This window comes from Pseudomonas batumici, assembly GCF_036585405.1.
In the GTDB taxonomy this organism is placed as follows: Bacteria; Pseudomonadota; Gammaproteobacteria; order Pseudomonadales; family Pseudomonadaceae; genus Aquipseudomonas; species Aquipseudomonas batumici.
In genome coordinates this window covers 3,725,625-3,743,834 of sequence record NZ_CP144470.1, presented here as the reverse complement: position 1 = coordinate 3,743,834, position 18,210 = coordinate 3,725,625, and the positions used below count along the sequence as shown (strand labels likewise).

General features: G+C 63.5%; 20 protein-coding genes. 13 read left to right on the top strand and 7 right to left on the bottom strand.

The annotated features are described in order from the left end of the window. The first annotated feature begins 54 nt into the window (after positions 1–54). The 3 genes from NUH87_RS16850 (at position 55) to NUH87_RS16840 (ending at position 3,739) form a co-directional block, all read left to right on the top strand. On the top strand, positions 55–1,113 hold the full coding sequence (locus NUH87_RS16850) for a PA0069 family radical SAM protein (protein ID WP_338521831.1): 1,059 nt from the start codon (positions 55–57) through the stop codon (positions 1,111–1,113). A gap of 257 nt (positions 1,114–1,370) precedes the next feature. Beyond that, entirely contained in the window at positions 1,371–2,102 is a 732-nt protein-coding gene (locus tag NUH87_RS16845; protein WP_338521829.1) for a carbonic anhydrase, read from the top strand. A 95-nt stretch (positions 2,103–2,197) separates the two neighbouring features. After that, positions 2,198–3,739, top strand: a complete 1,542-nt coding sequence (locus tag NUH87_RS16840) for a SulP family inorganic anion transporter (RefSeq protein ID WP_338521827.1) — start codon at positions 2,198–2,200, stop codon at positions 3,737–3,739. Positions 3,740–3,805: 66 nt separating this feature from the next. Here the strand turns inward: NUH87_RS16840 and NUH87_RS16835 are convergent, their stop codons facing one another. Then, complete coding sequence (locus NUH87_RS16835; protein WP_338521825.1) at positions 3,806–4,456, bottom strand: hypothetical protein; 651 nt, start codon at positions 4,454–4,456, stop codon at positions 3,806–3,808. A 371-nt stretch (positions 4,457–4,827) separates the two neighbouring features. Between NUH87_RS16835 and coxB the strand changes: the two genes are divergently transcribed. The 4 genes from coxB to NUH87_RS16815 all read left to right on the top strand — a co-directional run bounded on the left by coxB (position 4,828) and on the right by NUH87_RS16815 (position 9,131). Continuing rightward, positions 4,828–5,955, top strand: a complete 1,128-nt coding sequence (gene coxB / locus NUH87_RS16830; RefSeq protein WP_338521823.1) for a cytochrome c oxidase subunit II — start codon at positions 4,828–4,830, stop codon at positions 5,953–5,955. 98 nt (positions 5,956–6,053) lie between these two features. Next, entirely contained in the window at positions 6,054–7,652 is a 1,599-nt protein-coding gene (gene ctaD / locus NUH87_RS16825) for a cytochrome c oxidase subunit I (protein ID WP_040062914.1), read from the top strand. 3 nt (positions 7,653–7,655) lie between these two features. Continuing rightward, positions 7,656–8,204, top strand: coding sequence for a cytochrome c oxidase assembly protein (locus NUH87_RS16820; protein ID WP_040062913.1), 549 nt, complete (start codon positions 7,656–7,658; stop codon positions 8,202–8,204). 33 nt (positions 8,205–8,237) lie between these two features. Next, a complete protein-coding gene (locus NUH87_RS16815) occupies positions 8,238–9,131 on the top strand; it encodes a cytochrome c oxidase subunit 3 (RefSeq protein WP_040062911.1) in 894 nt (297 codons plus the stop codon). 20 nt (positions 9,132–9,151) lie between these two features. Here the strand turns inward: NUH87_RS16815 and NUH87_RS16810 are convergent, their stop codons facing one another. Continuing rightward, positions 9,152–9,355: a twin transmembrane helix small protein gene (locus NUH87_RS16810; RefSeq protein ID WP_040062909.1), complete on the bottom strand. Its 204-nt coding sequence runs from the start codon at positions 9,353–9,355 to the stop codon at positions 9,152–9,154. 71 nt (positions 9,356–9,426) lie between these two features. Between NUH87_RS16810 and NUH87_RS16805 the strand changes: the two genes are divergently transcribed. Genes NUH87_RS16805 through NUH87_RS16785 form a run of 5 tightly spaced genes read left to right on the top strand, consistent with a single transcriptional unit; the run spans position 9,427 to position 13,341 of the window. Further along, entirely contained in the window at positions 9,427–10,173 is a 747-nt protein-coding gene (locus tag NUH87_RS16805; RefSeq protein ID WP_338521818.1) for an SURF1 family protein, read from the top strand. Then, a complete protein-coding gene (locus NUH87_RS16800) occupies positions 10,139–10,732 on the top strand; it encodes a hypothetical protein (RefSeq protein ID WP_338521816.1) in 594 nt (197 codons plus the stop codon). Before NUH87_RS16805 ends, NUH87_RS16800 begins: the two co-directional genes overlap by 35 nt. A gap of 10 nt (positions 10,733–10,742) precedes the next feature. After that, positions 10,743–11,822, top strand: coding sequence for a COX15/CtaA family protein (locus NUH87_RS16795; RefSeq protein WP_338521815.1), 1,080 nt, complete (start codon positions 10,743–10,745; stop codon positions 11,820–11,822). Beyond that, positions 11,810–12,709: a heme o synthase gene (gene cyoE / locus NUH87_RS16790; RefSeq protein WP_338521813.1), complete on the top strand. Its 900-nt coding sequence runs from the start codon at positions 11,810–11,812 to the stop codon at positions 12,707–12,709. The genes NUH87_RS16795 and cyoE overlap by 13 nt, the downstream gene beginning before the upstream one ends. Beyond that, the gene (locus NUH87_RS16785) at positions 12,706–13,341 is read left to right on the top strand and encodes an SCO family protein (protein ID WP_040062901.1); all 636 of its coding nucleotides are present in this window, start codon (positions 12,706–12,708) and stop codon (positions 13,339–13,341) included. Before cyoE ends, NUH87_RS16785 begins: the two co-directional genes overlap by 4 nt. A gap of 3 nt (positions 13,342–13,344) precedes the next feature. Here NUH87_RS16785 and NUH87_RS16780 read toward each other — a convergent pair whose 3' ends face one another. Continuing rightward, the gene (locus NUH87_RS16780; protein ID WP_338521810.1) at positions 13,345–13,770 is read right to left on the bottom strand and encodes a VOC family protein; all 426 of its coding nucleotides are present in this window, start codon (positions 13,768–13,770) and stop codon (positions 13,345–13,347) included. A gap of 107 nt (positions 13,771–13,877) precedes the next feature. On the opposite strand from NUH87_RS16780, the gene NUH87_RS16775 reads away from it, so the two are divergent. Continuing rightward, entirely contained in the window at positions 13,878–14,738 is an 861-nt protein-coding gene (locus NUH87_RS16775; protein ID WP_338521808.1) for a LysR family transcriptional regulator, read from the top strand. 35 nt (positions 14,739–14,773) lie between these two features. On the opposite strand, the gene NUH87_RS16770 is transcribed toward NUH87_RS16775, so the two are convergent. The 4 genes from NUH87_RS16770 to NUH87_RS16755 form a co-directional block, all read right to left on the bottom strand. After that, entirely contained in the window at positions 14,774–15,547 is a 774-nt protein-coding gene (locus NUH87_RS16770; protein ID WP_040062894.1) for a MetQ/NlpA family ABC transporter substrate-binding protein, read from the bottom strand. 77 nt (positions 15,548–15,624) lie between these two features. Then, on the bottom strand, positions 15,625–16,299 hold the full coding sequence (locus NUH87_RS16765; protein ID WP_040062892.1) for a methionine ABC transporter permease: 675 nt from the start codon (positions 16,297–16,299) through the stop codon (positions 15,625–15,627). Further along, entirely contained in the window at positions 16,299–17,306 is a 1,008-nt protein-coding gene (locus NUH87_RS16760; protein ID WP_040062890.1) for a methionine ABC transporter ATP-binding protein, read from the bottom strand. The genes NUH87_RS16765 and NUH87_RS16760 overlap by 1 nt, the downstream gene beginning before the upstream one ends. Before the next feature lie 159 nt (positions 17,307–17,465). After that, a complete protein-coding gene (locus NUH87_RS16755; protein ID WP_338521802.1) occupies positions 17,466–18,179 on the bottom strand; it encodes a PA5502 family lipoprotein in 714 nt (237 codons plus the stop codon). Between the last annotated feature and the right edge of the window lie 31 nt (positions 18,180–18,210).

The window sequence follows — 18,210 nt, the reverse complement described above, 5'->3', positions numbered from 1 at the left end:
CAGATCCTTCGAACTCCATTACTGTATATAAATACAGTAATAGAGCCTTCTCCAATGTTCACCCCTCTCCCACCCCGTGGCCGTGGCACCGCGACCAACCCGCACAACCGCTTCGCGCCCAATCGCTCGGTGGCCGAGGACGACGGTTGGTACCAGGAGGTTCCGCTGACCCAGGGCACCGAGGTGCGCATCGAGACGGCGAAATCCATCATCACCCGCAACAGCTCGCCCGACCTGCCCTTCGATCGCTCCATCAATCCCTATCGCGGCTGTGAGCACGGCTGTATCTACTGCTACGCCCGGCCCAGCCATGCGTACTGGGATTTGTCACCGGGACTGGATTTCGAAACCAAACTGATCGCCAAGAGCAACGCGGCCGCCGTGCTGGAACAACAATTGTCCAGGCCGGGCTATCGCGTTGCCCCGATCAACCTGGGCTCCAACACTGATCCCTATCAACCGATCGAGCGCGAGCACCGGCTCACCCGGCGGATCCTCGAGGTGCTGCTGCGCTATCGGCATCCGGTCACGATCGTCACCAAGGGCTCGCTGATCCTGCGGGACCTGGACCTGCTGACGGAACTGGCCCGGCAGCGACTGGTGGCGGTGATGATCAGCCTGACCAGCCTCGACGACGAGCTCAAGCGCATCCTCGAGCCCCGGGCGGCGGCGCCCAAGGCCCGCTTGCGGGCCATCCGGGTCATGCATGAAGCGGGCATCCCGGTGGGCGTGCTGTGTTCGCCGATGATTCCGATGATCAACGACAGCGAGCTGGAAAGCCTGCTCACCGAGGCCCGCGACGCCGGCGCCCAGAGCGCCGCCTACATGATGCTGCGCCTGCCGCTGGAGGTCGCGCCGCTGTTCGAGGAGTGGCTGGCCGCCCATTACCCGCAACGGGCAGCCCATGTGCTGAGCCTGATTCGCCAGACCCGTGGGGGTGAGCTCTACGACAGCCGGTTCGGTGCACGCATGCGCGGCGAAGGGCCGTTTGCCGACCTGCTGGCGCAGCGGTTTGCCAAGGCCATCAAGCGCTTGGGGCTCAACCGGCGCGAAGGCTTCAACCTCGATTGCAGCGCGTTCTGCCCCCCCGGAGGGCAGATGTCGTTACTCTGAGCCATGATCCGGCCCCAGGTCGTTTGGTGGCGTTTAGCCTGCACCTATACTCTGGGGTAAGCAGCGTAAGAATCTTCTGGAACGCACGTCCTAGAGCCTTTGATTCAGCTTGAGTTAAGTTTTCACGGCTAGGGTGAAGCGGCCTGTTTCGTACAGGTGGCGTTCAAGGAATCGGGCGCATTGATCCGATGAGTGCTGGCCGAGAGCGAGCCAAATCGGGAAAATCCCCTTAAATCCGTCAGAAAAGAGGATGAATCATGAGTGACAAGGATAAACAGCCGTCAGCTGCGTCGGCTTCAGGGCTTCCCGGCTCCGAAAGTGCCGATGCGGCGCTGCAGCATATCGTCGATGGTTTCCTGCATTTTCACCGTGAAATCTTTCCGCAGCAGGAAGAGCTGTTCAAGAAACTCGCCACGGCCCAGAGTCCCCGGGCGATGTTCATCACCTGCGCCGACTCGCGGATCGTGCCCGAACTGATTACCCAAAGCGCCCCCGGCGACCTGTTCGTGACCCGCAATGTCGGCAACGTGGTGCCGCCCTATGGGCAAATGAACGGCGGGGTGTCGACCGCCATCGAGTACGCGGTGCTGGCCCTGGGCGTGCAGCACATCATCGTCTGCGGGCATTCGGATTGCGGTGCCATGCGCGCGGTGCTCAACCCCGACAGCCTGGAAAAGATGCCGACGGTCAAGGCCTGGCTGCGCCATGCGGAAGTGGCGAAGACCATGGTCCAGGAAAACTGCAACTGCGCCAACGAAAGCGAAAGCATGCACGTGCTGACAGAAGAAAACGTCATCGCCCAGTTGCAGCACTTGCGCACGCATCCCTCGGTGGCCTCGCGCATGGCCAACGGTCACCTGTTTATCCATGGCTGGGTCTACAACATCGAAACCAGCGAAATCAAAGCCTACGACGCTGATCGGAGCTGCTTCCTGCCACTCGATGGCACTCATCCGATTCCCAGTGCGACACCCAAGGCCCGCTTCTAACACCTGAAGCCTCCCCAATCCATCAGGTTCAGCCACGACCGGCGTCAGAGCGGTCGGGCTTTGCCATGCCTGAAGAAATCCTCAGGAGATTCATCATGCGTGCTGCGCAATTGAAAGCGCTTTTGCCACGGGAGCTGTTGGCTTCGGTGGTGGTATTCCTGGTGGCCCTGCCGCTGTGCATGGGGATCGCCATTGCCTCCGGCATGCCGCCGGCCAAGGGGCTGATCACCGGCATCATCGGCGGGCTGGTGGTGGGCTGGCTGGCGGGGTCGCCGTTGCAGGTCAGCGGTCCGGCCGCGGGCCTGGCGGTGCTGGTGTTCGAACTGGTGCGCCAGCACGGCATGGCCATGCTCGGGCCGATCCTGTTGCTGGCCGGCCTGCTGCAGCTGCTGGCCGGTCGCTTGCGCCTGGGCTGCTGGTTCCGGGTGACCGCGCCGGCGGTGGTCTACGGGATGCTCGCCGGTATCGGTGTGTTGATCGTGCTGTCCCAGGTCCATGTGATGCTCGACGCCTCGCCCCGGCCCTCGGGGCTGGACAACCTGCTGGGCTTTCCCGCGGCCCTGGGCCGGGCCCTGTCGCTGTCCGGCGAAGGGGTCGGCTGGCAGGCCGGTGCGCTGGGCTTGGCGACGATGCTGGTGATGTGGCTATGGGACAAGCGCAAACCCCATGCCTTGCGCTTCGTACCGGGCGCGCTGCTCGGCGTGGGCCTGACGACCCTGGCGAGCCTGGCGCTGGCACTGTCGGTCAAGCGCGTGGAGGTTCCGGCCAACCTGGCCGAGGCCATCGACTGGCTGCGCCCCGCCGACCTGCTCAACCTGGCCGATCCCAATGTGCTGGTCGCGGCCTTTGCCGTGGCCTTTATCGCCAGCGCCGAAACCCTGCTGTCGGCCGCCGCCGTGGACCGCATGCACGATGGCCAGCGCTCGGACTTCGACCGCGAGCTGTCGGCTCAAGGCGTGGGCAATATGCTGTGCGGCTTGCTCGGGGCGCTGCCCATGACCGGTGTGATCGTGCGCAGTTCGGCCAACGTCCAGGCCGGTGCCCGCACTCGTCTGTCAGCCATGTTCCATGGTGTGTGGCTACTGGCCTTCGTGCTGCTGCTGTCCAGCGTGCTGCAAAGCATTCCGGTGGCGAGCCTGGCGGGCGTGCTGGTGTACACGGGTATCAAGCTGGTGGACCTCAAGGCCTTTCGCGGCCTCGGTCGCTACGGGCGCATGCCGATGCTGACCTATGTGGCCACGGCCTCGGCCATTGTCTTGACCAACCTGCTGACGGGGGTGTTGATCGGTTTCGGCCTGACCCTGGCGAAGCTGGCCTGGAAAGCCTCGCGCTTGAAAATCAGCCTGGTGGACCTGCCCGGTGAGGGCGAGATGGAGCTGCGGCTGGTGGGGGCGGCGACCTTCCTCAAGGTGCCGGCGCTGACCCGGGTGTTGTCGACGATTCCGGCGGGCACGGTGGTGCATGTGCCGCTGGGCAACCTGAGCTACATCGACCACGCGTGCCTGGAACTGCTGGAGGAATGGGGTCGCGCCAACGGAGCCAAGGGCTCGCGGTTGGTGATCGAGTCCCACGGGTTGAAGCGGCGCCTGGAGGGGCGGCTGCGGACCACTTCGGGTGTCGGTTCCGCCACGGCCTGATTGCGACCGTGAAAGCGCCGCAGAACTTGTAGGAGCCAGCTTGCTGGCTCCTACAGGTGGAAGGGTTCAAGCGCCGGGCTGTTCGAGCTCCAGGCCCACGCCCAGTTGGCGCGACAGGCACGGCCAGCGTTTCCACGCCGCCTCGGTGTCCGGGCTGTGCAGGCGGTCGCGATAGGCTTCCACCGACTCCAGGGCGAAGCTCTCTTCGTCGAGCATCTCATCGACCGCGTGATGCACCGCTTCATCCAGCTGGTTGGCGAACGTCTCGCCGATCAACTGGTGGGCGATCAGGTTGGCCACGGTGATGTCCGAGGGAATCAGCGGCTGACCGAAATGCTTGATGTACAGGTCGTTGACCTCCTCCACCAGGCGGTGGGCCAGATAGGCTTCATCCAGCAGGCCGTCGAGCCCGACATGCCCTTCCAGGATCGCCGGGGGTTGCAGGAAAAACTGCTCGGCGATCTTCAGCACCGGTTTGATCTGCGATTCGATACCGGCTTCGCGCGCCACCTCATTGGCCGCATCCAGCAAGTCGGGAACCAGGTCGATATAGGCTTTGACAAACCGCGTCAGCACACCGTTTGCGTCGACATCCGGCAGTTGTATGGCGGGGTGAAGGTGCGGCAATTGAGTCTCGAGTTGACGGGTCAGTTGGCCGCTGGCGGCCTCGTGTTGGTGGGCACGTTGAATCTGCTCGCGCAATGCGGCGGTGTTCATGAAAACTCCAGGGGGGTACGACAAAGGGAAAAAGGGAGAATACAAAGTAGCTGGGTTATAAAAGATGTTCAGACGCATTTGTAATAATTATTTCATGCTTATATGCATGGGTTATATCGATTTGCCATTGCCTCTGGCCTACCCCAGGTAATCCGAGGCCTGCAGCCCTTTTCAAGGCCGCTTCCAGTTCATTTCCCAGATCGCATGGCGCGCTCCCGGTCGCTGTCTATACTCGGTTTTGTATGGAGTCAGCTGATTTCGCCCGGCTGCCGTTGCAGGCCAGGCCGAATGGTCCGCTTACGCAGTACGACCATTCCCTTGGCCGCTGGTGAACGCCGGCGGGATAACAAGAACGATAAGGGGAACCCGCAATGATGCGACATCCACGAGTCTGGATGGGCCTCCTGTTGTGGTCGATATTCAGCCGGGCGCAGGCGGCCTGGGACGTGAATATGACGCCTGGAGCGACGGAAGTCAGTCACGAGATCTTCGATCTGCACATGACCATTTTCTGGATCTGTGTGGTGATCGGGGTCATCGTGTTCGGTGCGATGTTCTGGTCGATGATCCTGCACCGACGCTCCACGGGCCAGGTGGCGGCCAAGTTCCATGAGAGCACCACCGTCGAAATCCTCTGGACCATCGTCCCTTTCCTGATCTTGGTGGTCATGGCGGTTCCCGCGACCGCGACGCTGATCAAGATGTACGACACCAGCGAGTCGGATGTCGATATCCAGGTCACCGGCTATCAATGGAAATGGCACTACAAATACCTGGGCCAGGATGTCGAGTTCTTCAGCAACCTGTCCACCCCCGCCGACCAGATGCATAACCTGGCGCCCAAGGGCGAAAACTACCTGCTGGAAGTCGACCAGCCGCTGGTGTTGCCGGTGGGCGCCAAGGTGCGTTTCCTGGTGACCTCCGCCGACGTGATCCATTCCTGGTGGGTGCCGGCCTTCGCCGTCAAGCGCGATGCCATCCCGGGCTTCTTCAACGAAGCCTGGACCCGGGTCGACAAGCCCGGCATCTACCGTGGGCAATGCTCCGAACTGTGCGGCAAGGACCACGGTTTCATGCCTGTGGTGGTCGACGTCCGCGCCAAGGCCGACTACGACAGCTGGCTGGCCGATCGCAAGGCCGACGCCGCCAAGCTCAAGGAGCTGACCAGCAAGGAATGGACCCTCGACGAGCTCAAGGAGCGCGGCGACAAGATCTACCACACCACCTGCGTGGCCTGTCACCAGGCCGAGGGCCAGGGCCTGCCGCCGATGTTCCCGGCGCTCAAGGGCTCGAAGCTCGTCACCGGTCCCAAGGAGGACCACCTGCACCGGGTGTTCTTCGGCAAGCCGGGTACCGCCATGGCGGCCTTCGGCAAACAGTTGTCGGAAGTCGATATCGCCGCTGTCGTGACCTATGAACGCAATGCCTGGGGCAACGACAAGGGCGACATGGTCACACCCAAGGAAGTCCTGGCTCTGAAGCAGACGGAGGGCAAATGAACAGCTCCGAAATAGACAGCTCCATTGCAGGTTCGCCGAACCGGTCGGGGCCTGTGGCCCTGGACCCAGCTGTTCCCCCTGTCAGCAGGAGAGAGGACATGAGTGGAGTGATCGACGACCATGGCCATGTCGGCCACGATGAGCACGCCACCCATGGTCCCGCCAGGGGCCTGATGCGCTGGGTGCTGACCACCAACCACAAGGACATCGGCACGCTGTACCTGTGGTTCAGCTTCGCCATGTTCCTGCTTGGCGGCTCCTTCGCCATGGTGATCCGCGCCGAGCTGTTCCAGCCGGGGCTGCACATCGTCGAACCGGCGTTCTTCAACCAGATGACCACCATGCACGGCCTGGTGATGGTCTTCGGCGCGGTGATGCCGGCCTTCGTCGGCTTGGCCAACTGGATGATCCCGCTGATGATCGGCGCGCCGGACATGGCCTTGCCGCGGATGAACAACTTCAGCTTCTGGCTGTTGCCGGCGGCGTTCGCGCTGATGGTCTCGACCCTGTTCATGCCCGGCGGCGGGCCGAACTTCGGCTGGACCTTCTATGCGCCGCTGTCGACGACCTACGGTCCCGAGAGCGTGACCTTCTTCATCTTCGCCATCCACATGATGGGCATCAGTTCGATCATGGGCGCGATCAACGTGATCTCGACCATTCTCAACCTGCGTGCGCCGGGCATGACCCTGATGAAGATGCCGCTGTTCGTCTGGACCTGGCTGATCACCGCGTTTCTGCTGATCGCCGTGATGCCGGTGCTGGCGGGCTGCGTGACCATGATGCTGATGGACATCCATTTCGGCACCAGCTTCTTCAACGCCGCCGGTGGCGGTGATCCGGTGCTGTTCCAGCACGTGTTCTGGTTCTTCGGCCATCCCGAGGTGTACATCATGATCCTGCCGGCGTTCGGCGCGGTCAGTGCGATCATCCCGGCGTTTTCCCGCAAGCCGCTGTTCGGCTACACCTCGATGGTCTACGCCACGGCCAGTATCGCCTTCCTCTCGTTCATCGTCTGGGGGCACCACATGTTCGTGGTCGGCATTCCCCTGGTCGGCGAACTGTTCTACATGTACGCGACCATGCTGATCGCGGTGCCGACCGGGGTGAAGGTGTTCAACTGGGTCAGCACCATGTGGCAGGGCTCGCTGACCTTCGAGACGCCCATGCTGTTTGCGGTGGCCTTCGTCATCCTGTTCAGCATCGGCGGTTTCTCCGGGCTGATGCTGGCGATGGCGCCGGCGGACTTCCAGTACCACGGTACCTATTTCGTGGTGGCGCATTTCCACTACGTGCTGGTGCCGGGGGCGATCTTCGGGATCTTCGCGTCCACCTACTACTGGCTGCCGAAGTGGACCGGACACATGTACGACGAAACCCTCGGCAAGCTGCACTTCTGGCTGTCGTTCATCGGCATGAACCTGACCTTCTTCCCGATGCACTTCGTCGGCCTGGCCGGGATGCCGCGGCGGGTGCCGGACTACAACCTGCAGTTCGCCAACTTCAACATGGTGTCGTCGATCGGCGGCTTCATGTTCGGGGTGACGCAGTTGCTGTTCCTGTTCATCGTCATCAAGTGCATCCGCAGCGGCCCGCCGGCCCCGGCCAAGCCGTGGGATGGCGCGGAGGGCCTGGAGTGGAGCATTCCGTCACCGGCGCCGTATCACACCTTCACCACGCCGCCGGAAGTGAAATAGACCATGGCCGACTCGATCTCGCTCAAACGCCTGGTCACGCGCCTGTTGCTGGTGGTGGTAGCGATGTTCGCCTTCGGTTTTGCCCTGGTGCCGCTCTACGACGTGATGTGCAAGGCCTTCGGGATCAACGGCAAGACCGCCGGACAGTATGAGGGCGAACAGGTGGTCGACCTGTCGCGGCAGGTCGGCGTGCAGTTCCTGTCGAGCAATGCCGCCGACATGGTCTGGGAGTTCCATCCCAAGGCCGACCGGCTCGATGTTCACCCCGGTGCCGTCAACGAGATGCTCTTCGTGGCCTACAACCCCACCGACCAGGTGATGAAGGCCCAGGCGATCCCGAGCATTTCACCGGCGAACGTGGCGGTGTACTTCCACAAGACCGAATGCTTCTGCTTCACCCAGCAGACCCTGCAACCCGGGCAGCGGATCGAGATGCCGGTACGTTTCATCGTTGATCGCGACATGCCCAGGGATGTGAAGCACCTGACGCTGGCGTACACGCTGTTCGACATCACCGCCCGCAACCCGCCCGTGGCGCGTACGGGCGGGTAGGACCTTTTGCGGGCCCGATAAGGAGAACAATAAATGGCGACTCATGAGCACTATTACGTACCGGCCCAGAGCAAGTGGCCGATCATTGCCACGACGGGCATGCTGATCACGATGTTCGGCCTGGGCACCTGGTTCAACGACCTGAAGGCGGCACGCCCGGATTCCCACGGCCCGCTGATTTTCTTCGTCGGCGGACTGCTACTGGCCTATATGCTCTTCGGCTGGTTCGGCACGGTGATCAAGGAGAGTCGCTCCGGGCTCTACAGTGCGCAGATGGATCGTTCGTTCCGCTGGGGCATGAGCTGGTTCATCTTTTCCGAGGTGATGTTCTTCATCGCCTTCTTCGGCGCGCTGTTCTACGTGCGCAACCTGTCCGTGCCCTGGCTGGCCGGCGACGGTGGGGCGAAGGGGGTCATCACCCACCTGCTGTGGCCGGACTTCCAGAACGCCTGGCCATTGCTGCACAACCCCGATCCGAAAATCTTTCCGGGGCCGAAGGAAACCATCAGTCCCTGGGGGTTGCCGCTGCTCAATACCGTGCTGCTGGTCAGTTCCAGCGTCACCGTGACCATCGCCCACCATGCCCTGAAGAACGGTCATCGCGGCGCCCTCAAGCTCTGGCTGGCGTTCACCATACTGCTGGGGCTGGGGTTCCTCAGCTTCCAGGCCAAGGAATACATCCACGCCTATCACGAACTGGGGCTGACCCTGGGGTCAGGCATCTATGGGGCGACCTTCTTCATGCTCACCGGTTTCCACGGTGCCCACGTGACCATCGGCACCCTGATCCTGTTCGTGATGCTGATGCGGGTCATGCGCGGGCACTTCAATGCCGAGCATCAATTCGGCTTTGAAGCGGCCAGTTGGTATTGGCACTTCGTCGACGTGGTCTGGATCTGCCTGTTCGTTTTCGTCTACGTGCTCTGAGCCTTGCCGGGCCCTGGGTCCTACCAGGGCGCCGAGGACACCAGTTGGCCGCTGAAGAAGCCCCAACTGATCAAGGCCAGGGTGATCACGGCAAGCGTCACGCGGACGGTGAGGGCATTGACCAGGCGCTTGGAGTGGGCGTCGTCCTTCACCAGGAAGAACAGGCCGCTGAACAGGCTGGCCAGGGTGGCCAACAGCATCAGGACAATCGCCGCTTTCAGCATGGTGAGACTCCGGGGGAGATGCGCATGCAATTGAGTATAGCGAGTCGAATACCCGCCGCCGGGGCGCGGCCATGAGGCGCTTTCGCCCTGGCGTCGCACCGACGCTGGTGGTGCTCGTGCTGTTGCCGTTGCTGGTCTGCCTGGGCTTCTGGCAACTGAGTCGCAGCGAGCAGAAACGCGTGCTGCTGGAGAACCATGCACAGCGGCGCACGGCCGAACCGGTGGCCGCCGACCAGCTGCAAGCCCTGCCCGATCCGGCGTTCCGGCGGGTGCGCTTGAGTGGACAGTTCGACGCCGAACACAGCTACCTGCTGGATAACCGCATGCGTGGCGACCGGGTCGGCGTGGAGCTGTTGCAGCCGTTCCACGACGAGGCCAGCGACCTGTGGCTGCTGGTCAACCGGGGCTGGCTGCCCTGGCCGGATCGGCGCACGCCGCCGGTGTTCAGCACCCCCACGAAACAACTGGAGATCGGTGCCTGGGTGTATGTCTCGCCCGGCGCGACCTTCCAGTTGGGCGCCGACCCGGCCAATGCGAGCTGGCCGCGGCTGGTGACCGCGATCGAGCCGGACAAGCTCTGGGCGGAACTGGGGCGCACGGGGTTCAACTACGAACTGCGCCAGGAGTCCGGTCCCGCGGCCTACGAGGCCGGCTGGCCGGTGGTGTCCGAAGGCATGGGGCCGGAAAAGCATGTGGCCTATGCCGTGCAGTGGTTCGCCATGGCACTGGCGCTGTTCGGCCTTTATCTCTACCTCGGATGGCATAACGCAAGGGAGCAACACCATGGGAGCGGCCATGAATCCACTCGACACAGTTGAAGTCCCGAACCCGCCACGACGCGGGCGGGGCCGCTGGCAACTGATCCTGATCCTGCTGGTGGTGATCGGCCCGATGATCCTCGCCACCGGCATGTACAAGCTGCAGTTCTGGGTGCCGGAAAGCCGCAATTATCACGGCGAGTTGATCGGCAATGGGCAGAGCCGCGCCGACATCGGCGTGCAGGCCGACGAGCAGCGCTGGCAGATGCTGGTGACGGCGCCGCAGGACTGCGGGCCGGACTGCCAGCAACTGGTCTACCTGGCGCGGCAGATCCAGATCGCCCTGGGGCGCGATGCCTCCCGGGCCTGCCATGCCCTGGCGACCGCGCAACCCCTGGATACGGCCTACGACGCCAGGCTCAAGCGTGAGTACCCGCAGTTGCAACGCTACCCGCTGGATCTTGCGACCTATACTCGGGAGACCCAGGGCAATGGCGCGGCACAGCTGTGGATCATCGATCCCCACGGCAACCTGGTGCTGCGCTACGACGCCCGGGTCAAGGGCAAGGACCTGCTCAACGACCTGGTGCAACTGCTGAAACTGTCGAATATCGGATGAGGGCACCGTCATGGCCAAGCCTGGATTTCGCCTTGCGTTGTTCGCCACCTTGCTGGCGCTGATCGTCGTCCTGTTGGGGGCCTACACCCGCCTGACCCACGCCGGCCTGGGCTGTCCCGACTGGCCGGGCTGCTACGGCTTCATCAGCGTGCCCAAGAGCGAAGCCCAGCTGGCCCATGCCGAGCTGCATTTTCCCGATGCCCCGGTGCAAGCCCACAAGGGCTGGAACGAGATGGTCCATCGCTACTTTGCCGGGACCCTGGGACTGTTGGTCGTGCTGCTGGCCGCGCGTTCCTGGCATGAGCGTCGGCGTGACGGGCAACCGCTGAAGTTGCCGTTGTTCCTGCTGGGCGTGGTCTTCGCCCAGGCGGCCTTCGGCATGTGGACGGTGACGCTCAAGCTCTGGCCCCAGGTGGTGACGGCGCACCTGCTCGGCGGCTTGGCCACCTTGAGCCTGCTGTTCCTGCTGACATTGCGCCTGTCCGGCGTGCTGCCGGCGTTGGCGGTGCCCAGGCGCTTGCAGCGCTGGGCCACGGCCGGGCTGTTGCTGGTGATCCTGCAGATCGCCCTGGGTGGCTGGGTCAGCTCCAACTATGCGGCGGTGGCCTGCATCGACCTGCCGACCTGCCACGGGCAATGGTGGCCGAACGCGGATTTCGCCAACGGTTTTCACCTGACCCAGCAGATCGGCCCCAATTACCTGGGCGGCCAGCTCGACAGCGAGGCGCGCACGGCGATTCACCTGACCCACCGCGTCGGCGCCCTGCTGGTGACCCTGGTGCTGCTGGGCCTGGCCTGGCAACTGCGGGCGGTGGGCATGACCCGGCTCGCCGGTTTGCTGTTGCTGGTGCTGGCGGCGCAGATCAGCCTGGGCCTGAGCAACGTGTACTTCCACCTGCCGCTGCCGGTGGCCGTGGCGCACACCGGCGGCGGCGCGGCGCTGCTGCTGACGCTGGTGCTGATCAACTACCACGCGCGTACCGCGCTGGTCCGGGTGCGGGGGCAAGCGTCGGCCCGCTGGCGCCTGAGCCCGATCAAAGCGGTCCACGCGCCCATCACGATCAAGGGAGAACTGCCGTGGCGGCCATAATCGGTGAGCGTCAGGCCCAGGCCCTCTGGCGCGACTACCTGGAGCTGACCAAGCCCAAGGTGGTGGTGCTGATGCTCATCACCTCGCTGGTGGGCATGTTTCTCGCGACCCGGGCCGGCGTGCCCTGGACGGTGCTGGTGTTCGGCAACCTGGGCATCGGCCTGTGTGCCGGCGGCGCGGCGGTGGTCAACCATGTGGTGGATCGGCGCATCGATGCGCTGATGGCCCGCACCCACAAGCGACCGCTGGCGCAGGGACGGGTGTCGCCCATGGCGGCGTTGAGCTTCGCGCTGATCCTCGCTGTGTCGGGGCAGGCCTTGCTGCTGGGCTTCACCAACCCGCTGACGGCCTGGCTGACCCTGGCCTCGCTGCTCGGGTACGCGGTGATCTACACCGGCTTTCTCAAGCGAGCCACGCCGCAGAACATCGTGATCGGCGGCCTGGCCGGGGCGGCGCCGCCGTTGCTGGGCTGGGTCGCGGCCACCGGCCATGTCAGCGCCGAACCGCTGTTGCTGGTGCTGATCATCTTCGCCTGGACCCCACCGCACTTCTGGGCGCTGGCCATCCACCGCAAGGAAGAGTACGCCAAGGCGGATATCCCGATGCTGCCGGTGACCCATGGCGAGCACTACACCAAGGTGCATATCCTGCTCTACGCTTTTGTCCTGCTGGCCGTCAGCCTGCTGCCGTTCGTGATCCACATGAGCGGCCTGCTCTACCTGGCCTGCGCCACGGCCCTGGGGGCGCGCTTCCTGCACTGGGCGTGGGTGCTGTACCGTGGCAGTCAGCCGCATGCGGCGATCAACACCTTCAAGTACTCTATCTACTACTTGTTCCTGCTGTTTATCGCGCTGCTTGTCGATCACTATCTATTGTTGAGCCTATGACTCGAATTCAGAAAACCGTTTTTATGCTCGTCGCCGTGGTGGCCCTGATCGTGGGGTTGACGGTCAACAAGGTGATCCATAACCAGCGCCAGGGCGAGCCCACGGCGATGATCGATGCGGGGATTATCCTGCTGCCCCAGAGCCGTTCGCTGCCGGGGGTGAAGATGACCGACCAGAACGGCCAGGCTGTGCAGGTCGACGAGTTCAAGGGCAAGTGGAGCCTGCTGTTCTTCGGCTATACCTTCTGCCCGGACATCTGCCCGACCACCCTCGCCCAGTTGCGCCAGATCAAGAGCGAGTTGCCCAAGGACGCGCTGGGCCAGTTGCAGGTGATCCTGGTGAGCGTGGACCCGAACCGCGATACGCCGCAGCAGCTCAAGCAGTACCTGGGGTATTTCGACCCCGACTTCAGGGGGCTGACGGCAGGTTCGATCGACGACCTGCAGAAGGTCGCCAATGCGCTGAGCATTCCGTTCATTCCGGCGGACACCAGCAAGCCCAACTACACGGTCGACCATAGCGGCAACCTGGCGATAGTCGGGCCGGACGGCACCCAGCGCGGCTTTATCCGCGCGCCGTTGAACAACCAGAAACTGGTGGCGCAGTTGCCGGAATTGCTCAAGCGCCAGTAGCGGCTACTTGGCAAACATCTGCCCGATATCCTTGAAGGCCTTGAACTCCAGGGCATTGCCGCAGGGGTCGAACAGGAACATCGTCGCCTGTTCGCCCACCTGCCCCTTGAAGCGCACGTAGGGTTCGATCACGAACCGTGTGCCCCTCGCCTTCAGGCGCTCCGCCAGGGCTTCCCAGGCCGCCCACTCCAGCACCACGCCGAAATGCGGCACCGGCACGTCGTGGCCGTCCACCGGGTTGCTCAGCGCCTGCTCCTGGGCCGCCGTCCTGGCCTGATAGTGAATCACCAACTGGTGGCCGAAGAAGTCGAAGTCCACCCAGTGATCGCTGCTGCGTCCCTCCGGGCAGGCAAAAACCTCGCCATAGAAATGTCGGGCCGCGGCCAGGTCATGGACCGGGATTGCCAGGTGAAACGGTGAAAGCGCCATGTCGGGTACCAGGCTTGGGGAAGGAGCCTTCAGTGTAGAGACGATTATTTTGCTGAAAAGCGCATATTCTTGCTTCCGAGCCCGAATATTTTTGCTAGGTGAGCCCCATGCTCCGTGAACTCAAGACCTTTATCCGCGTTGCCCGCGAAGGCACCTTTGTCGCGGCCGGCCAGCAGGTGGGGCTGACCCAGTCGGCGGTCAGTGCGCAAATGCGGGTGCTGGAGCAGAACCTCGGCGTGCGCCTGTTCGACCGCAGTGGACGTGCCGCCGTGCTGAATGCGGCGGGTCGCCATGCGTTGCCCCTGGCCGAGCAGATCCTCGCCTTGTACGGGCAGATGGCCCTGTCGACGACGGCCGCCGAGTGGCAGGGTGAGTTGCGTATCGGCGCCATTGCCACCGTGCAGACCGGCTTGTTGCCGCAGGCCTTGCCGCGCTTTCGCCAGACGGCGCCACGGGTGGAGTTGAAGCTGGTGCCGGGTGTCTCGCTCAACCTGTTGAGCCAGGTGGATGCCGGTGAGCTGGACCTCGCGCTGCTGATCAAGCCGCCGTTCGAGCTGCCCAAGGAGTTGCTGGAAATTCCCCTGGCCAGCGAGGCCTTTGTGCTGATCGCGCCCCTGCACCTGCCGGGCGATGATCCGCTGCAATTGCTCGCCGAGCAGCCGTTCGTGCGCTATGACCGGGGATCGTTCGGTGGGCGCCTGGTCAGTCAGTTTCTGCGCGAGCAGCGGATACAGGTACACGATGCGCTGGAGCTGGATGAGCTCGAAGCCATTGCGCGGATGGTGGAATGCGGGCTGGGGGTGTCGTTGGTGCCCCGGGCGGGGTTGTGGTTGCAGCGGGCGGATCAGCTGCGGGTGATCGAGCTGGGTGAATTGACCTTTGAGCGGCAGTTGATCGCGGTGTTGCGTCGCGCCCAGCGCCAGCCGGCGCTGGATTGCCTGCTGGAGTGTCTGCGCCGGCCGGTGTAGGAGCCAGCAAGCTGGCTCCTACAGTCTTACAAGGCTTAGAACGCAGGAACGATCGCGCCCTTGTACTTCTCGACAATGAACGCTTTCACTTCAGGGCTGTGCAGCGCCGCTACCAGCTTCTTCACCGCGTCCGAATCCTTGTTGTCCTCGCGGGTCACCAGGATGTTCACGTACGGCGAGTCTTTACCCTCGATGATCAGCGCATCCTTGGACGGGTCCAGCTTGGCTTCCAGGGCATAGTTGGTGTTGATCAGGGCCAGGTCGACCTGGGTCAGCACGCGCGGCAGGGTGGCGGCTTCCAGTTCGCGGATCTTCAGGTCCTTGGTGTTCTCGACGATGTCCTTCGGCGTCGACAGGATGTTGTTGGCATCCTTGAGCTTGATCAGACCGGCTTTCTGCAGCAGCAACAGCGCGCGGCCGCCGTTGGTGGCGTCGTTCGGGATCACCACGTTGGCGCCGCCCGGCAGGTCTTCGAGTTTCTTGTACTTGCTGGAGTAGGCGCCCAGTGGCTCGACGTGCACGCCGGCAACGTTGACCAGGTGAGTGCCCTTGGCCTTGTTGAACTCATCCAGGTACGGCTGGTGCTGGAAGAAGTTGGCGTCCAGGTGCTTTTCGGACACTTGCACGTTCGGTTGCACGTAGTCGGTGAAGACCTTGACCTTCAGGTCCACGCCCTCTTTGGCCAGTACCGGTTTGACGAACTCGAGGATTTCCGCGTGGGGAACCGGCGTGGCCGCCACGGTCAGGGTTTCTGCGGCGTGGGCCGAGAAGGCCGCGACGGCGGCAAAGGCTGCGATCAGTTTTTTCATCGAATGACTCCATGTGAGGGCGCGGGTTCTGGCGCCTGCCGGCCTGGGGCCGGCTGATTCAGTTGCAAAAGCGAGGTCTACTTGCGGGAGAAATGCACCACCAGCCGGTCGCCGATGGTCTGCAGCACCTGGACCAGGACGATCAGCATGACCACCGTGACCACCATGACATCGGTCTGGAAGCGTTGGTAACCATAGCGGATGGCCAGGTCGCCGAGGCCGCCCGCACCGACCACACCGGCCATGGCGGTATAGCTCACCAGGGTAATCGCGGTCACGGTAATCGCTGCGAGAATACCCGGACGGGCTTCCGGCAACAGCGCGTTCAGAATGATCTGGCGGGTGGTCGCGCCCATCGCCTGGGTCGCTTCGATAATGCCCCGGTCGACCTCGCGCAGCGCGGTTTCCACCAACCGCGCGAAGAACGGCGCGGCGCCCACCACCAGCGGCGGAATGGCTCCGGCCACCCCCAGGGAGGTGCCGGTGAGGAGCACGGTGAACGGAATCATCACGATCAGCAGGATGATGAACGGCAGCGAGCGCACCACGTTCACCACGAAGGCCAGGATCGAGTAGGTGGCCTTCTGCTCCAGCAACTGGCGCGGGCTGCACAGGAACAGCAGGATCCCCAGCGGCAGGCCCAGCAGTATGGTGAACACCAGCGAGGTGCCGAGCATCAGCATGGTGTCGCCGGTGGCTTCCCAGATATCCGACCAGTCGATGTTGGCGAAGAAATTCAGAAACAGGTCCATCAGCGCAGTACCTCCATATGGACGTCGGCGGCGGTGAAGCGCGCGAAGGCGGCGTCCAGGTCGCCGCCGGTGATGGCGAGCGTCAGTTGCCCATAGGGGGTGTCCTTGATGCGGTCGATGCGCCCGGCCAGGATGCTGTAGTCCACCCCGGTTTCACGGGCGACGGTGCCCAGCAACGGCGCGTAGGTGGCGTCGCCCTGGAAGGTCAGGCGCACGATACGCCCCGGCACATGGGCGAAGTCGTCGCGCTGCTCGTTCTCGTCGATCTGCTCGTCCTCCTGGACGAAGCGGCGGGTGGTCGGGTGCTTGGGATGCAGGAACACCTCGGCCACCGGACCCTGCTCGACGATCACGCCGGCGTCCATCACCCCGACCACGTCGCAGACCCGGCGGATCACGTCCATTTCATGGGTGATCAGCACGATGGTCAGCTTCAGCTCGCGATTGATCTCGGCCAGCAGTTGCAGGACCGACGCGGTGGTTTGCGGGTCGAGGGCGCTGGTGGCTTCGTCGCACAGCAGGATCTTCGGCTTGGTCGCCAGGGCGCGGGCAATGCCGACGCGCTGCTTCTGGCCGCCGGACAGCTGGGCCGGGTATTTCTTTGCGTGGTCGCTCAGGCCGACCCGCTGCAGGAGCTCGGCGACGCGCTGGTCGATCTCGCGCCGCGACAGCTCGCCGGCCAGGGTCAGCGGCAGCGCGACGTTGTCGGCCACGGTCTTGGAGGCCAGCAGGTTGAAGTGCTGGAAGATCATCCCGACCTGTTGGCGGAAACGGCGCAGGCCATTGGCGTCCAGCGCCGTGACCTCTTCATCGTCGACGATGATCTTGCCGCCGCTGGGGGCTTCCAGGCGATTGATCAGGCGCAGCAGGGTACTTTTACCCGCGCCGGAATGACCGATCAGGCCGAACACCTGGCCACTTTCAACCCGCAGGCTGGTGGGGTGCAGGGCGGGAATATCCTTACCGGCGACCCGGTAGGTTTTATGGACGTTATGAAACTCGATCACGTAGCGAACCTTGTGGGGCGCAATGGAAAAAGGTCAGCGGTTAGCCGGGCGCGCATTTTAGCCTGTCTGCATAGAGGTATTTAGCATTTATTTTGCGCGCAACCTTTCAATCGGAAATAAGCCGATCAGCGGTCGGATACCCATCCGTGGGCGTCGACGTCACGGCTTGCGCGGACTCAATACCACCTGCGCCTTCACCTGCCGGTCGATCTGCTTGTCGATCTTCAGCTCGAAGTCCGCATCGAGTTTTTTTACGCGCTTTTCCAGCAAGGTCGCCAGCCACGGGTAATCCTGGGTCCGTGGCACCTGGAAGGTCACCGTGCACTGGTAATTCACCACGTCCGCCGCCAGCGCATCCATCTGTTTGCGCAGTTGCGCCATGTCTTGGATGTTCAGGGCAATCGTGGTGCTCTCGGCACTCGGATCGATCAGGCGCGCCTTCGGCTTTTCGGCGGCCTTGAGCGCGGCCTCGGCCTTTTCCAGCTCGGCCTTGCGCGCCTGGGCAATCGCACCGTTGACCCCACCGGTCAGGGCCGGCGCCTTGGGCATCAGTGCCCGGGCGCGGCTCAAGGCCGTGGCGGCGGCGTTGACGTCGCCTTTTTGCAGCACGACCTGGCTGCGTTGCAGATAGGCTTCGGCCAGTTGCCGCTGGTAGGTCACCCACTGGGGATCGTCCGGCGACTGCGCCTGCAAGGCACCCAACTGGTCTTCGGCAGTGTCCAGTTCGTTGTGGCTGATGCTCTGCTCCAGCGCGGCGATGGCCGCGACCCGGGCGTCGGGCTGCGCGGTGTCCACCGCCGGGGTGCTCTGGCAGGCGCCCAGCAGCAGGGAAAATGCAACAAGGAGCAGATAACGGGAGGCGAACGGCTTCATTCCTGCGACTCTCTAATTGCGCAAAAAACGA

Excerpts from the sequence above, each read along its gene's own strand:
- NUH87_RS16850 (WP_338521831.1), top strand. The coding sequence starts at position 55 with ATGTTCACCCCTCTCCCACCCCGTGGCCGTGGCACCGCGACCAACCCG.
- NUH87_RS16845 (WP_338521829.1), top strand. The coding sequence starts at position 1,371 with ATGAGTGACAAGGATAAACAGCCGTCAGCTGCGTCGGCTTCAGGGCTT.
- NUH87_RS16840 (WP_338521827.1), top strand. The coding sequence starts at position 2,198 with ATGCGTGCTGCGCAATTGAAAGCGCTTTTGCCACGGGAGCTGTTGGCT.
- NUH87_RS16835 (WP_338521825.1), bottom strand. The coding sequence starts at position 4,456 with ATGAACACCGCCGCATTGCGCGAGCAGATTCAACGTGCCCACCAACAC.
- coxB (WP_338521823.1), top strand. The coding sequence starts at position 4,828 with ATGATGCGACATCCACGAGTCTGGATGGGCCTCCTGTTGTGGTCGATA.
- ctaD (WP_040062914.1), top strand. The coding sequence starts at position 6,054 with ATGAGTGGAGTGATCGACGACCATGGCCATGTCGGCCACGATGAGCAC.
- NUH87_RS16820 (WP_040062913.1), top strand. The coding sequence starts at position 7,656 with ATGGCCGACTCGATCTCGCTCAAACGCCTGGTCACGCGCCTGTTGCTG.
- NUH87_RS16815 (WP_040062911.1), top strand. The coding sequence starts at position 8,238 with ATGGCGACTCATGAGCACTATTACGTACCGGCCCAGAGCAAGTGGCCG.
- NUH87_RS16810 (WP_040062909.1), bottom strand. The coding sequence starts at position 9,355 with ATGCTGAAAGCGGCGATTGTCCTGATGCTGTTGGCCACCCTGGCCAGC.
- NUH87_RS16805 (WP_338521818.1), top strand. The coding sequence starts at position 9,427 with ATGAGGCGCTTTCGCCCTGGCGTCGCACCGACGCTGGTGGTGCTCGTG.
- NUH87_RS16800 (WP_338521816.1), top strand. The coding sequence starts at position 10,139 with ATGGGAGCGGCCATGAATCCACTCGACACAGTTGAAGTCCCGAACCCG.
- NUH87_RS16795 (WP_338521815.1), top strand. The coding sequence starts at position 10,743 with ATGGCCAAGCCTGGATTTCGCCTTGCGTTGTTCGCCACCTTGCTGGCG.
- NUH87_RS16785 (WP_040062901.1), top strand. The coding sequence starts at position 12,706 with ATGACTCGAATTCAGAAAACCGTTTTTATGCTCGTCGCCGTGGTGGCC.
- NUH87_RS16780 (WP_338521810.1), bottom strand. The coding sequence starts at position 13,770 with ATGGCGCTTTCACCGTTTCACCTGGCAATCCCGGTCCATGACCTGGCC.
- NUH87_RS16775 (WP_338521808.1), top strand. The coding sequence starts at position 13,878 with ATGCTCCGTGAACTCAAGACCTTTATCCGCGTTGCCCGCGAAGGCACC.
- NUH87_RS16770 (WP_040062894.1), bottom strand. The coding sequence starts at position 15,547 with ATGAAAAAACTGATCGCAGCCTTTGCCGCCGTCGCGGCCTTCTCGGCC.
- NUH87_RS16765 (WP_040062892.1), bottom strand. The coding sequence starts at position 16,299 with ATGGACCTGTTTCTGAATTTCTTCGCCAACATCGACTGGTCGGATATC.
- NUH87_RS16755 (WP_338521802.1), bottom strand. The coding sequence starts at position 18,179 with ATGAAGCCGTTCGCCTCCCGTTATCTGCTCCTTGTTGCATTTTCCCTG.